The organism is Duganella phyllosphaerae (assembly GCF_001758785.1).
Taxonomy (GTDB): domain Bacteria; phylum Pseudomonadota; class Gammaproteobacteria; order Burkholderiales; family Burkholderiaceae_D; genus Rugamonas; species Rugamonas phyllosphaerae.
This window is the reverse complement of sequence record NZ_LROM01000087.1, coordinates 1-12,672: the sequence shown is the minus strand read 5'-3', so window position 1 is coordinate 12,672 and position 12,672 is coordinate 1. Positions and strand designations below refer to the sequence as shown.

Genomic DNA, 12,672 nt, shown 5'->3' with positions numbered 1-12,672 from the left:
TCGACTGGCCTTCGATGTACCCTCATTTTCAGGACGCGGAATTGGAAAACTGGCACGATTTCGAGATCGAATCGCGCAAGGAGATCGTCGCCCTGCTGCGTAACATCGGCCAGAAAAACCAGTTGATCCGCATGCTGATCCAGGGTGAATCGGACGTGTGCGTGACTTCGATCCTGGACGTCGACGACCAGCGCGATACCGTGGTGCTCGATACCTCGATCGACGAGGAGCAGAACCAGCGCATGGCCAATGCCGAGCGGCTGTCGTTCGAAACCACGCTCGACAAGGTGCGCATCCTGTTTGCCGCCGAGCGCATCGAACCGATCACCCACGAAGGCGAAGCAGCCTTCCGCATCAGCGTGCCGCCCACCCTGATCCGCCTGCAACGGCGCGAGTTCTACCGCATGAACACGCCCATGACCAACCCGGTGCGGGTGGTCATACCGTTGCCCGATGAGCTGGGCGGCGACACCAGCTTCCCGCTGGCCGACATCAGCTGCGGCGGTATCGCCCTGCTCGACAACAAGATGTTGCTGGGCGACGCCATCGGCAAGGTGTTTCCCGGCTGCCGCATCGATCTGCCCGAGATCGGCGCGGTCACCACGTCGCTGCAGGTGCGCAACTCGCTCGATATGACCTTGCTCAACAACAAGACCAACCGCCGCCTGGGCTGCGAGTTCACCGGCATCCAGCGCAGCATGCTGGCCTACGTGCAACGCTATATCACCAAGCTCGAGCGCGAACGCAACGCCCGCATCGCCGGCCTCGGCTAATTCCTGTACCCCTTCCTGTAGGCCGACGGCGACAGCTGCAACGCTGCCTTGAAATGCTGGCGCAGCGACAGCGCCGACCCGAATCCCGCCTGCTGCGCCACCACCTCGATGGCGGCGTCGCTGCTTTCCAGCAAGCGGCGCGCCAGCGCCAGCCGCTGCGCCAGCAGCCACTGCTTGAACGAACTGCCGGTTGCCTGGCGAAAGTGCCGAGTGAAATGGCGCCGGCTCATGGCTGCGCGCGCAGCCAGCTGGTCGATGCTGTGGGCGTGTTCGAGCCGTTCGCCCACCCAGGCCAGCACGTCGGCAAAGCGACCGTCGCTGCGCGAGACCGGCAGCGGCCGTTCGATGAACTGCGCCTGGCCGCCCTGGCGGTGCGGTGCAATCACCAGTTGGCGCGCCACCGCGTTGGCCAGTTCCGCTCCGCACAACTGGCGCAGCAAGTGCAGGCAGCAGTCCAACCCGGCCGCTACGCCGGCCGACGTCAGCACTGCACCCTGGTCCACGTACAACACGTCGCTGTCCACCTTCACTTGAGGAAAACGCCGTGCCAGCTGGTCGGCAAAAGCCCAGTGGGTAGTGGCTGTCTTGCCGTTCAACAGGCCCGCCTCGGCCAGCGGAAATGCGCCCAGGCACAAACCGACCACGCGCGCGCCGCGTTCGTGGGCGCGGCGCAAGGCCGCGAGCAACAGCGGCGGCGCCGGGCGGCAATCGTCATGCCACGATGGCATGATCACCAGGTCGGCATCGTCGAGCGCTTCCAGGCCATGGCTCGTGGCAATCGCGAAACCGGCCGAGGTGGCCAGCGGCGTGCCATCGGCTGCGCACACGCGCACGTCGAAATGCCCGGCCGGGGCGGCGTCGAACACCAGGCATGGCACCGACAGGTGGAACGGGGTGATGCCGCCGAAGGCGATCACGGCCACCTTGATTGTGATTGGGCTCATGGCCCGATTGTAACGCAACCATGCCTTCGGGCCACTAGCTGGTGTGGCTTGTCCGGCCGACAATGGGTTTTCACTGAACCTTCAAGGAAACTGCCATGACCAACCCTGCACCACGCCGCGCCCTGCTCGTCATCGATGTCCAGAACGAATACTTCACCGGCAAGCTGCCGATCGAACACCCGCCGGTGGCCACCTCGCTGCCCAATATCACGCTGGCAATGGACACGGCCGGCGTCCATGGGGTGCCCGTCATCGTGGTACAGCACGCCACACCGGCCGGCACGCCCGTGTTCGCCACCGGTTCCGATGGCTGGGCGCTGCACCCGGACGTGGCCGCACGCAAGGCCGACCACCACCTGCAAAAAAGCCAGGCCAGCGTGTTTGCCGGCACCGACCTGGCCGGCTGGCTGCAGGCGCGCGGCATCGATACCTTGAGCATCGTCGGCTACATGACCCATAACTGCGACGCGGCCACCATCTACCATGCGGCGCATGCGGGTCTAAAGGTGGAATTTTTGGCGGACGCGAGCGGATCGCTGCCTTACGAGAACGCAGCCGGCAAGGCCAGCGCGGAAGAAATCCATCGCGTGTTCAGCGTGGTGTTTCATTCGAGTTTTGCAGCCGTGGCAACGACCGCCAACTGGGTCGCTGCCGTCAAAAACGGCGTGGCGCTGGAAATGGACAATATCGTCATGTCCAGCCAGCGCGCCAAAAAAATAAATCTGATTGCGGCTGCTTGAAAGCGCCCGGGGCTAGGCGCAGCGGCGCAGACAGTGCGTTAGCACGGCAAGCCGCTGCAACGACGCCATGGGTGTTTTCAAGCAGCCGCTAGACTTGCATGTTCATGATGTCGTGGTATGCGGTGACCAGCTTGTTACGGACCTGGATCGCGGCCTGGAAGTTGATGCTCGACTTCTGCATCGTGATCATCAGGTCCGACAGGCTGACGCTGTCGTCGCCCATGGCGAAGCGCTTGCCCATGTCGCTCGATTTCACCTGGGCCGCGTTGACCGAGTCGAGCGCGGTTTTCAGTGCGTCCGAGAATTCGGCCTTGGGCGCGGCCACCGTTTCGGTCTGCACCACGGGCGGCGTGAGCTGCGGGCGCGTGGCGTGCGCCTTCAGCTGCGCGATCATCGACTGGATCTGGCTGCTATCGATTCCACCTGTTCTCATTTCCACTCCTGTTGGTTCTTGGCGTTGCTTTCACGAAACAAATTTCACGTTTTGCTCCGGTGCGGCGTTACAATGACGGACGGCTCAGGTTTCCTCGCGGTCTCCCTTTTATTCAGAGCTGACAGATTACCAAGAGCAAGGCAAGAACTCTGGTCCGAGCAGGGCCGGAAAAGGCGCGCTGTTCACGCGATTGAATTGCCTGGGGTCAAGCAATAATAGGCATCACTCCCACGTACCCGGAACTTAACCATCATGGCCGTCGCCGAACCACTCGACCCTTCCAACGCGCCCCCTGCCCCGGCAGCCGACGACGGCGCCGAACGCCTGCCGTTCCTGCAAACGCCGATGGGCCGCAACGTGCTGCGCGGTGCAGCGGCCGCGGCAATCGTGGCGGTGCTCGTCGGCCTGTACCTGTGGAACAAGGCGCCCGACTACGGCGTGCTGTTTTCCAACTACACGGATCGCGACGGCGGCGCCATCACGGCCGAGCTCGACAAGCTCAACATCAAGCACAAGTTTTCCGAGAACGGCACGGCGATCCTGGTGCCGACCGAACAAGTGCACGATGCGCGCCTGAAACTGGCCGCCCTCGGCCTGCCGAAAGGCGGCAACGTCGGCTTCGAGCTGATGGAAAACCAGAAACTGGGCGTCTCGCAATTTCTCGAACAGGTGAACTACCAGCGCGCGCTCGAGGGCGAACTGGCGCGCTCGATCCAGTCGCTGGCGGCCGTGGAAAACGCCCGCGTGCACCTGGCGCTGCCAAAACCGTCGGTATTCGTGCGCGACCAGCAAAAGCCGACCGCCTCGGTGCTGCTGACCTTGCACCCGAACCGCATGCTCGACCCGCTGCAAACGGCCGCCATCGTCCACCTGGTGGCCTCGAGCGTGCCGGAACTGATGCCGGCCAACGTGACCGTGGTGGACCAGGCCGGCAACCTGATCTCGGACCAGAACAAGAAGTCTGGCCTGAACGCCAAGAACATGGATGAAACCCAGCTCAAGTATGTCAAGGACATGCAGACGCAGATCATCAAGCAGGTCGAATCGATCATCGTGCCCATCGTCGGCGAAGGCAATGTGCGCGCCGAGGCGACTGCCGACGTCGATTTCTCGCAGATCGAGCAGGCCGCCGAAACCTACAAGCCGAACTCGCCGCCGGCCGCCTCGGCCATCCGCAGCCAGCAAAGCACCGAAACCAATGGCGGCGCGCCGGCCAACCCGGGCGGCATTCCCGGTGCGCTGTCGAACCAGCCGCCAGGCACGGCCACCGCACCGCTCGACCAGATCGCCGGTGGCGCCGGCGCCGTGCCGCCCGCCCCGGGCACACCGCCGGGCGCCAATGCCAACGCAAACGCCTCGCCCACCCACAAGGAATCGACCACCAATTACGAAGTGGACAAGACCGTGCGCTACGAGTCGCGCGGCATGGGCGGCCTGCGCCGCCTGACGGTAGCGGTGGCGGTCAACTACAAGCGCATGGTCGATAAAGACGGCAAAGTCACGGTCAAGGCCTATACTCCTGAAGAGATGGCCAAAATCAATGATTTGGTAAAACAGGCGATGGGCTACAACCAGGACCGCGGCGATGCGGTCAGCGTGGCCAATTCGCCGTTCGACGGCGTCGACCGGCCGTTCGAGGCGCCGCTGGACTGGTGGCGCGACCCGGCCAACCTGCCAATGGCCAAGGACTTGGCCAAGTTCCTGATCACGGCCCTGATATTGCTGTACATCGTGCTGCGCATTGTGCGCCCGATGATGCGGCCCGTGTTCAAGAAAATCGACGAGATCAACACCCCGGAGCCGGAGCCGGAAGTGCCGGAAGAAGTCATCGACGAAGGCCCGGACGAGGCGCTTATCGCGGAAGAAGAATTGCGCAAGATGGAAGAAACCACCGTGCGCTCGTATCGCGAAAACCTCGCCATGGCGAAAAAACTGGCGGTCGAAGATCCGCGCATCGTCGCCAACATCATCAAGGAATGGATAGGCGCAAATGACTGAGAATACCGGACTGCAAAAAGCGGCGATCCTGATGCTGGCCATGGGCGAGAGCGAAGCGGCCGAGGTGATGAAATACCTCGGCCCGCGCGAGGTGCTCAAGCTGGGCGCGGCGATGGCCACCATGAAAAACGTGCCGCACGAAGAAGTGGTGGGCACGCTGGAAAACTTCCGCGACATGGTGGCGGCAGCGTCCACCGTGGGCCTCGATTCCGACGAGTACATCCGCCAGGTGCTGACCAAGGCGCTGGGCGACGACAAGGCCTCGGTGCTGCTGTCGCGCATTCTGGGCGGCAAGGACGCGTCCGGCATCGAATCGCTGAAATGGATGGATTCGCAATCGGTTGCCGAGCTGATCCGCAACGAACACCCGCAGATCATCGCCACCATCCTGGTCCACCTCGAGCGCGACCAGGCCTGCGAAATCCTCAGCCACTTTACCGACCGCCTGCGCAACGACGCGGTGCTGCGTATCGCCACCCTGGACGGGGTGCAGCCGGCCGCGCTGCGCGAACTGAACGACGTGCTGACCAAGCTGCTGTCCGGTAACGAAAACATCAAGAAATCGTCGCTGGGCGGCGTCCGTACCGCTGCCGAGATTCTCAACTTCATGAGCGGCGAGCAGGAAAGTTCGGTGATGGACAACATCAAGAACTACGACAACGACATGGCGCAGAAGATCATGGACGAGATGTTCGTGTTCGACAACGTGATCGACATCGACGACCGCGGTATCCAGCTGCTGCTGCGCGAGGTGCAGTCGGAAATGCTGATCGTGGCCCTGAAAGGCGCATCGCAGGAACTGCGCGAGAAAATTTTCAAGAACATGTCGGCGCGCGCCAGCGAAATGATGCGCGAAGACCTGGAGTCGAAAGGCCCGGTTCGGCTGTCGGAAGTGGAAAGCCAGCAAAAGCAGATCCTGCAGATCGTGCGCCGCCTGGCCGACGAAGGACAGATCGTCCTTGGCGGCAAGGGCGAAGACTCATTCGTGTAAAGGCAGTCCAGTAGTCCATGTCCACCATACCAAGAGAAAAGCAGACCGCCTTCCAGCGCTGGGAAATGACCTCGTTCGGCGACGAACGCCCGAGCGTGGTGGCCGAACGCGACGCCGAACAGCGCGCCCACCAGGCCGAGCAGGCCCGGCTCGACGCCGAGCAGCGCGTGTACGATGAAATCGAAGCACAGCAGGAACTGGCCGACATCGGCCCGCCGGTGCCGCCGCCGATCGTCTATCCCACCGTCGAGGAACTCGAAGCGATCCGCGAGGAAGCGCGCACCTCGGGCTACGAGGAAGGCCACGAAGCCGGCCACGCCGATGGCCGCAAGGAAGCGCTGGACGCCGGCAAGATCGTCACCGACGAAGCGCTGGAACACGTGCGCGCACTGGCCGACAACTTTTCCACCGCGCTGCGCGAGGCCGACCAGCTGATCGCCAACGACGTGCTGGAACTGGCGCTGCAACTGGCCAAGGGCATGTTGAAAGCCGCCCTGCCCGCCAAGCCCGACCTGATCATCCCGATCGTGCGCGAGGCGATCGAATACCTGCCCGTGCTGCAACAGCCGGCGCTGCTGGTGCTGCACCCGGACGACGCCGAAGTGGTCAAGACCGGCATCGGCGAAGAACTGACCAAGGGCGGCTGGCGCGTGGTGACCGACGCCAGCATCGGCCGTGGCGGCTGCAAGGTCGATACCGCCAGCAACCAGATCGACGCCACCGCCGCCGCCCGCTGGGAGCGCCTGACCCATGCGCTGGGCAAGGACATCGGCTGGCTCGACTGATACCAACATGAGCGCCGATACCGACATCCCCACACCAGACGCCACCGACGCCGCCCAACAGCCGGCCGAGGGCCTGATATTGCCGCCGGCCGAATTGCCGGCCGAACTGCAAACCCGGCTGCAGCCAGGCCTTGAGCAATTGCTCGATGGCGACGAAGACACTGATCCCGCCCCGCCTGACCTTTCCCCGGCACAGACACCGGCAAAAAATCCGCACGCCAGCCGCTGGCAAGCCTACCTTGGCGACTGCACCGCGCTGGTCGGTTTTGTCGAACCGATGCAGGTGTCGGGCCGCGTCACCCGCGTGGCCGGCCTGGTGATGGAAGCGGTGGGCCTGCGCCTGGCCGTGGGCGCCGCCTGCACCGTGCCGCTGCCGTCGGGCGGACGCATCGAAGCCGAAGTGGTCGGTTTCGAGGGCGACAAATTGTTCCTGATGCCGCAAAGCGATGTCGAAGGCGTGGTGCCCGGCACCCGGGTGTTCCCGGTGGAGCCGGCCATTCCACGTCCCGGCACCGTCAACCACCCGCGCCGCCGCCCCAGCGACCGCGCGCGCCACCTGCCGGTCGGCCCCGAACTGCTGGGCCGGGTGCTGGATGCGGCCGGCCGGCCACTCGATGGCCTCGGTCCCCTCAACGCGTCCGACAGCGCACCGATCAATACCCGCCCCGCCAACCCGCTGGGCCGCGCACCGATCGTCGATACGCTCGACGTGGGCGTGCGCTCGATCAACGCCATGCTGACCGTCGGACGGGGCCAGCGCATGGGCCTGTTCGCCGGTTCCGGCGTCGGCAAATCGGTGTTGCTCGGCATGATGGCGCGGTACACCGAGGCCGACATCATCGTGGTCGGCCTGATCGGCGAGCGGGGTCGGGAGGTGAAAGAATTCATCGAGCAGATCCTCGGCGCCGAAGGCCTGGCCCGTTCGGTCGTGGTGGCCGCGCCAGCCGACACGCCACCGCTGATGCGCCTGCAAGGCGCGGCGTACTCCACCGCAATTGCCGAGCACTTCCGCGACAAGGGCATGAACGTGCTGCTGATCATGGATTCGCTGACCCGCTACGCCATGGCCCAACGCGAAATCGCGCTGGCCATCGGCGAGCCGCCCGCCACCAAGGGCTATCCGCCGTCGGTGTTCGCCAAGCTGCCGGTGCTGGTGGAACGGGCCGGCAACGGCGAGGTGGGCGGCGGCTCGATCACGGCCTTCTACACCGTGCTGACCGAGGGCGACGACCAGCAAGATCCGATCGCCGACTCGGCGCGGGCGATCCTGGACGGCCACATCGTGCTCAACCGCCGCCTGGCCGAAGCGGGCCACTACCCGGCCATCGACATCGAGCAATCGATCAGCCGCGCCATGCATTCGATTACCCCGCACGAGCACCAGCAACGCGCGCGCCGGCTGAAACAGTTGTTTTCACGCTACGAACGCAGCCGCGACCTGATCAGCGTAGGAGCGTATGCTTCAGGTACCGACCCGGTACTGGACCAGGCCATCGTACTGCACGACAAGATCGAGCAATTCCTGCAACAGCAGATCACCGAACGGGTGACCATGGACGAGAGCTTGGGGCAACTTACCACGCTGTTCAACTGATTGACGGTTACCGCCGAGAACTATAATCGGAGTCATTATGGCTTCCAAAGCACAACTCGAAACCCTGATCGACCTGGCCCGCCGCGAAACCGACGATGCGGCCAAGCGCCTGGGCGCCGCGCTCAAGGCGGTGGACGACGCGCGCCAGAAGCACGACATGCTGGTCGGCTACCGCGAGGAATACGTCAACCGCTTCCAGGACGCGCAAGCGGCCGGCATCACGCCCATGGCCTACCGCAACTTCCAGGCGTTCATGGACAAGCTCGACGTGGCCGTCAAGGGCCAGCTGGACATGATCACGCGCGCCGAGCAGCGCAGCAGCGCGGAAAAGCTGGCCTGGCAGACGGCCGAGCGCAAGCGCGTCTCGTACTCCACCCTGAACGAACGGGCCGACGCCGCCGCGCTCAAGCTGGAAAACAAGCGCGACCAGAAACAGATGGACGAACACGCAGCGCGCCAGGCGTTCTACAAGCGCTGATTTTTACAGTCACGACACTCTCCGGTTCCTCATGCAAAACGCCCCGCTCCCCTCCCTCAATGCCACCACGGCCATCGCGGCCACCAACAAGTCCAAGGCCAACCTGGGCGCCGGTAGCAGCAACGATGCGTTCAAGCAAGCTCTGTCACAGCAACTCGACCAGCGCCAGGCCGTGAGGCAAGCGGAGACGAAAACGGCGGAACGCCAAAGCGCCGCACGCGCCACCGCACCGAAGCCGAATGCGGCGCCCAAACCGCCGCAGCAAGACAGAACCGCCGACCGCAACATTCAGTCCAAGCCAGCTGAAAAGCAGGACGTGTCGACGGATGAAGCGGGCAACATCGCCAAGGCCGGGCACGCCGACGATATCAACACCGAGGACCGCGCCGCCAGCGATGCCCAGGCCACGCAGGCCACCGATCCAATCGCCGACATGCTGGCCCTGGTGGCGGCATTCAACCAGCGTGCCGAGGGCGACGCGACCAGCGCCGAAGCCGACGCTGCCCTCGCTTCTGGCGGCGCTGCAGCAAGCGTTATGGATGCCGCCACCCTGGCTGCCTTGACTGCCGAGCAAGCCAGCGCCGTGGCCGACGGCCCCGCCGATATTGCCCATGCAACCGACGCGCAAGTCGGCAGCGCCGAGTTCAAGGCTGCTTTGGGCCGCGCCGCCGATGGCTTGCCCGCGCCTGCGGCTCCCGTGCCAGACCACCTGGAAGCCGACAGCAGCCTGACCCCGCTGCGCGTGGAACTGGCCAGTCAGGCAGCGCCAGCCGACAACCCGCAGGAGAATGTCGCGAGCACGGGTAAGGGCGCCGCCGGACTAGCGCTCCCCCTTGCTGCCCACCACGGCGCCGCCACCGGCGACCACAGCGCAGCCAGCATCCAGGCCGCTGATGTGGCGAGCAACGGCGGCGTTGCCGTCACCGGTGCTCCACTCAAAGCCGAGCTCGGCCACTTCAGCCAGCAGCTGGCGGTCGCACGCGGCGATGCCAAAGCAGAAACCGACGCGGCCTTGGCCGCCAGGGATGGCGCACCGGACGCGGTGACGCCGCTCGGCGCCACGGTCGCAGCAGCGACACCGGAAATGGCCAAGGTCGCAGTCCCTGCTGCCACGCTCTACAGTCGCGTAGGCACCCCGGCCTGGGACCAGCAACTGGGCCAGAAAGTGATCTTCATGGCCGCCGGCGGTGAACACAGCGCCACCATGGAACTCAATCCGCCCGACCTGGGGCCGCTGCAAGTGGTGCTGAGCGTCAACAAGGACCAGGCCACCGCCGCCTTTACGTCGGCCGCGCCGGAAGTGCGCCAGGCGCTGGAAGCCGCGCTGCCCAAGCTGCGCGAGATGATGGGCGAGGCCGGTATCGCGCTGGGCAATGCCACTGTCTCGGCCGGCGCCGACCAGAACGCGGGCCAGCGCGCGGCCAATGACGGCAATACCCAGCGCGGCCGCAGTGGCCGTAGCAGCGACAGCGAAGACAGCGGCAACAGCGTGGCAGCGGCGGCCGGCGCCGCCACCGCCCGCACGGCGCGGGTGCCGAACGGCGCGGTCGATACGTTTGCCTGATCATTTTGTTGCATGTTTCACCATGGAAACACCGAGCAGGTGGGCGATCGCCCCTCTTTTCGGTCGATCTTGCTGCGCAGGCACAACCGATAATGACATAATGGCGAAACCGATTTAACACCCAGGGGCAATTTTTTGAAAGCGAACCCAAAAATGAAGGCTGATCAGAAAGTGGATGCGCCGGCAGGCGGCGGCAGCAAAAAGCTGATCATCATCATCGTCGCGGTGTTGCTGGTGCTCGGCATCGGCGGCGGTGGCGCGGCGTGGTACTTCATGCACAGCAGTGGCGACGCGCACGAAGAAGAAGCGCCCACCAAGAAAAAGAAAAAAGAAAAGAAAGCCGGCCCGCCGGAATACCTGCCGGTCGATCCGTTCACGGTCAACCTGCAACCGGGCGAGGACGGCGGCGAGCAATACCTGCAACTGGCGTTCACGCTGGAAGTGGGCAGCGCCGAAGAGAAGGAAAACCTCAAGGTCAATATGGCCAAAGTGCGCAGCCGGGTGCTGTTGCTGTTGTCGAGCAAGCGCGCGGCCGACATCAACACCCCCGAAGGCAAGGTGCAACTGGCCAAGGAAATCGTCGAGCAAACCAGCGAACCGCTGGAACAGCGCGGCGAGAAGCAGGACGTCGTCGATGTATTGTTTACCGCGTTCATCATTCAGTAAGTAGCGTTACCACAGCGAAGCAGGCAGTCACACCATGGCCGATAATTTTCTCTCCCAGGAAGAAGTCGATGCCCTTCTGAAGGGTGTCAACGGCGACCAGGACGATGCCCAGGCGCAGGAAGATGTCGCGGGCGTCCGCACGTACAACCTGGCCACCCAGGAGCGCATCGTCCGTGGCCGCATGCCGACCCTGGAGATTATCAACGAGCGCTTCGCGCGGCTGTTGCGCGTGGGCCTGTTCAACTTCCTGCGCCGCAGCGCCGAGGTGTCGGTGGGTTCGGTGCGGGTGTCCAAGTACAGCGAATTCATCCGCAACCTGGTGGTGCCCACCAACCTCAACCTGGTACACATGAAGCCGCTGCGGGGCACGGCCCTGATGGTGTTCGATCCGGGCCTGGTGTTCCTGCTGGTGGACAACCTGTTCGGCGGCGACGGCCGTTTCCACACCCGCGTGGAGGGCCGCGACTTTACCCAGACCGAGCAGCGCATCATCCTGCGCATCCTCGACATCGTGTTCGAGGCCTATACCAAGTCGTGGGAGCCGGTGTACCCGGTCGAGTTCGAATACATCCGCTCCGAGATGAACACCCAGTTCGCCAACATCGCCACGCCGAACGAGGTGGTGGTGGCCTCGACCTTCACGGTGGAACTCGGCTCGGTATCGGGCCAGATCCACTTCTGCATGCCGTACTCGATGATCGAGCCGATCCGCGATTCGCTCACGTCCAGCCTGCAGGGCGAGGCGCTGGAAGTCGACAAGCGCTGGATCCGCCTGATGACGCAGCAAATCCAGATCGCCGAGGTGGAACTGGTGGCGTCGCTGGGCACGGCCAAGGTCAATTTCGACGAGATCCTGAACATGCGCGTGGGCGACATCATCCCCCTCAACATCCCGGAACTCATTTCCGCCACCGTGGACGGCGTGCCGGTCATGGACTGCAGCTACGGCGTGATGAACGGCCAGTACGCGCTCAAGGTTGAAAAACTGCTGGCCAACTCCGATAACCTCAAATAACACGCTGGCGCATCAATGCGCCGGTCACCGCTACACAGGAGAGCAACATGTCCGACAATCAAGATGACCAGATGGACGACCCATGGGGCGCGGCCATCGCCGAGCAGGCCGAGGCCGAAGCTGCGGCACTGGCCGCCCAGCAGTCGCAGCAGGCAGCGTCCGCCGCCGTCTTCAAGGATTTTTCCGGCACGCCCAGCAAGACCGAAACCCATAACGATATCGACTTCATCCTCGACATCCCGGTCCAGCTGACGGTGGAACTCGGCCGCACCAAGATCGCCATCAAGAACCTGCTGCAACTGGCGCAGGGCTCGGTGGTGGAACTCGACGGCATGGCCGGCGAGCCGATGGACGTGCTGGTCAACGGCTGCCTGATTGCCCAGGGGGAGGTGGTGGTGGTCAACGACAAGTTCGGTATCCGCCTGACCGACATCATCACGCCTTCCGAACGCATCCGAAAACTGAATAAATGAAGCAGACCTCCGTCTTGTCCCTGGCATCCCTGATCTCGACCGCAGCGCTGGCGGCAATCGTGGCCGTCACCGCCATGTCCGCCGCGCCCGCCATGGCGCAACAGCCGGCGCCGGTTGCGGCACCAGCCACGACACCCGCCGTTATTGGATCAACCGCACCCACTGCCCCGGCGACCGACACCACCGCCACGGCTGGCGACGCTGCTACCGCCCCGGCC

General features: G+C 64.3%; 14 protein-coding genes. 12 read left to right on the top strand and 2 right to left on the bottom strand.

Going from position 1 to position 12,672, the window contains the following annotated elements:
• The first annotated feature begins 14 nt into the window (after window positions 1-14).
• Window positions 15-773 (top strand): flagellar brake protein, encoded by a 759-nt coding sequence (locus DUPY_RS13005; RefSeq protein WP_070248678.1) that lies wholly within the window; start codon window positions 15-17, stop codon window positions 771-773.
• On the opposite strand, the gene DUPY_RS13000 is transcribed toward DUPY_RS13005, so the two are convergent.
• The gene (locus DUPY_RS13000) at window positions 770-1,702 is read right to left on the bottom strand and encodes a GlxA family transcriptional regulator (protein ID WP_443093058.1); all 933 of its coding nucleotides are present in this window, start codon (window positions 1,700-1,702) and stop codon (window positions 770-772) included. The genes DUPY_RS13005 and DUPY_RS13000 overlap by 4 nt on opposite strands.
• 110 nt (window positions 1,703-1,812) lie before the next feature.
• Between DUPY_RS13000 and DUPY_RS12995 the strand changes: the two genes are divergently transcribed.
• The gene (locus tag DUPY_RS12995) at window positions 1,813-2,457 is read left to right on the top strand and encodes a cysteine hydrolase family protein (RefSeq protein ID WP_070248676.1); all 645 of its coding nucleotides are present in this window, start codon (window positions 1,813-1,815) and stop codon (window positions 2,455-2,457) included.
• Between the two features lie 88 nt (window positions 2,458-2,545).
• Here DUPY_RS12995 and fliE read toward each other — a convergent pair whose 3' ends face one another.
• Entirely contained in the window at window positions 2,546-2,890 is a 345-nt protein-coding gene (fliE, locus tag DUPY_RS12990) for a flagellar hook-basal body complex protein FliE (RefSeq protein ID WP_070248674.1), read from the bottom strand.
• 252 nt (window positions 2,891-3,142) lie between these two features.
• Here fliE and fliF point away from each other — a divergent pair, with 252 nt between their 5' ends.
• The 10 genes from fliF to DUPY_RS12940 form a co-directional block, all read left to right on the top strand.
• Entirely contained in the window at window positions 3,143-4,888 is a 1,746-nt protein-coding gene (gene fliF / locus DUPY_RS12985) for a flagellar basal-body MS-ring/collar protein FliF (RefSeq protein WP_070248672.1), read from the top strand.
• Window positions 4,881-5,879, top strand: a complete 999-nt coding sequence (gene fliG, locus DUPY_RS12980; RefSeq protein WP_070248671.1) for a flagellar motor switch protein FliG — start codon at window positions 4,881-4,883, stop codon at window positions 5,877-5,879. Before fliF ends, fliG begins: the two co-directional genes overlap by 8 nt.
• Window positions 5,880-5,896: 17 nt before the next feature.
• Entirely contained in the window at window positions 5,897-6,664 is a 768-nt protein-coding gene (locus DUPY_RS12975; RefSeq protein WP_070248669.1) for a flagellar assembly protein FliH, read from the top strand.
• A 7-nt stretch (window positions 6,665-6,671) separates the two neighbouring features.
• Window positions 6,672-8,258: a flagellar protein export ATPase FliI gene (gene fliI / locus DUPY_RS12970; protein WP_141749532.1), complete on the top strand. Its 1,587-nt coding sequence runs from the start codon at window positions 6,672-6,674 to the stop codon at window positions 8,256-8,258.
• A 37-nt stretch (window positions 8,259-8,295) separates the two neighbouring features.
• Entirely contained in the window at window positions 8,296-8,736 is a 441-nt protein-coding gene (gene fliJ, locus DUPY_RS12965) for a flagellar export protein FliJ (RefSeq protein ID WP_070248667.1), read from the top strand.
• A gap of 31 nt (window positions 8,737-8,767) precedes the next feature.
• Window positions 8,768-10,300: a flagellar hook-length control protein FliK gene (locus tag DUPY_RS12960; protein ID WP_070248665.1), complete on the top strand. Its 1,533-nt coding sequence runs from the start codon at window positions 8,768-8,770 to the stop codon at window positions 10,298-10,300.
• 153 nt (window positions 10,301-10,453) lie between these two features.
• Entirely contained in the window at window positions 10,454-10,966 is a 513-nt protein-coding gene (gene fliL / locus DUPY_RS12955) for a flagellar basal body-associated protein FliL (RefSeq protein WP_070248662.1), read from the top strand.
• A 34-nt stretch (window positions 10,967-11,000) separates the two neighbouring features.
• A complete protein-coding gene (fliM, locus tag DUPY_RS12950) occupies window positions 11,001-11,981 on the top strand; it encodes a flagellar motor switch protein FliM (RefSeq protein WP_070248660.1) in 981 nt (326 codons plus the stop codon).
• A gap of 47 nt (window positions 11,982-12,028) precedes the next feature.
• Window positions 12,029-12,454, top strand: a complete 426-nt coding sequence (gene fliN, locus DUPY_RS12945; protein ID WP_070248658.1) for a flagellar motor switch protein FliN — start codon at window positions 12,029-12,031, stop codon at window positions 12,452-12,454.
• On the top strand, window positions 12,451-12,672 hold a 222-nt coding region (locus DUPY_RS12940; RefSeq protein ID WP_070248656.1), incomplete at its 3' end, for a hypothetical protein. The genes fliN and DUPY_RS12940, both read left to right, overlap by 4 nt.

Bases quoted from the DNA above. Each gene is read 5' to 3' on its own strand.
- DUPY_RS12975 (WP_070248669.1), top strand. From the start codon at position 5,897: ATGTCCACCATACCAAGAGAAAAGCAGACCGCCTTCCAGCGCTGGGAA.
- fliN (WP_070248658.1), top strand. From the start codon at position 12,029: ATGTCCGACAATCAAGATGACCAGATGGACGACCCATGGGGCGCGGCC.
- DUPY_RS12995 (WP_070248676.1), top strand. From the start codon at position 1,813: ATGACCAACCCTGCACCACGCCGCGCCCTGCTCGTCATCGATGTCCAG.
- DUPY_RS13005 (WP_070248678.1), top strand. From the start codon at position 15: ATGTACCCTCATTTTCAGGACGCGGAATTGGAAAACTGGCACGATTTC.
- fliE (WP_070248674.1), bottom strand. From the start codon at position 2,890: ATGAGAACAGGTGGAATCGATAGCAGCCAGATCCAGTCGATGATCGCG.
- DUPY_RS12960 (WP_070248665.1), top strand. From the start codon at position 8,768: ATGCAAAACGCCCCGCTCCCCTCCCTCAATGCCACCACGGCCATCGCG.
- fliF (WP_070248672.1), top strand. From the start codon at position 3,143: ATGGCCGTCGCCGAACCACTCGACCCTTCCAACGCGCCCCCTGCCCCG.
- fliJ (WP_070248667.1), top strand. From the start codon at position 8,296: ATGGCTTCCAAAGCACAACTCGAAACCCTGATCGACCTGGCCCGCCGC.
- fliM (WP_070248660.1), top strand. From the start codon at position 11,001: ATGGCCGATAATTTTCTCTCCCAGGAAGAAGTCGATGCCCTTCTGAAG.
- fliG (WP_070248671.1), top strand. From the start codon at position 4,881: ATGACTGAGAATACCGGACTGCAAAAAGCGGCGATCCTGATGCTGGCC.
- fliI (WP_141749532.1), top strand. From the start codon at position 6,672: ATGAGCGCCGATACCGACATCCCCACACCAGACGCCACCGACGCCGCC.
- fliL (WP_070248662.1), top strand. From the start codon at position 10,454: ATGAAGGCTGATCAGAAAGTGGATGCGCCGGCAGGCGGCGGCAGCAAA.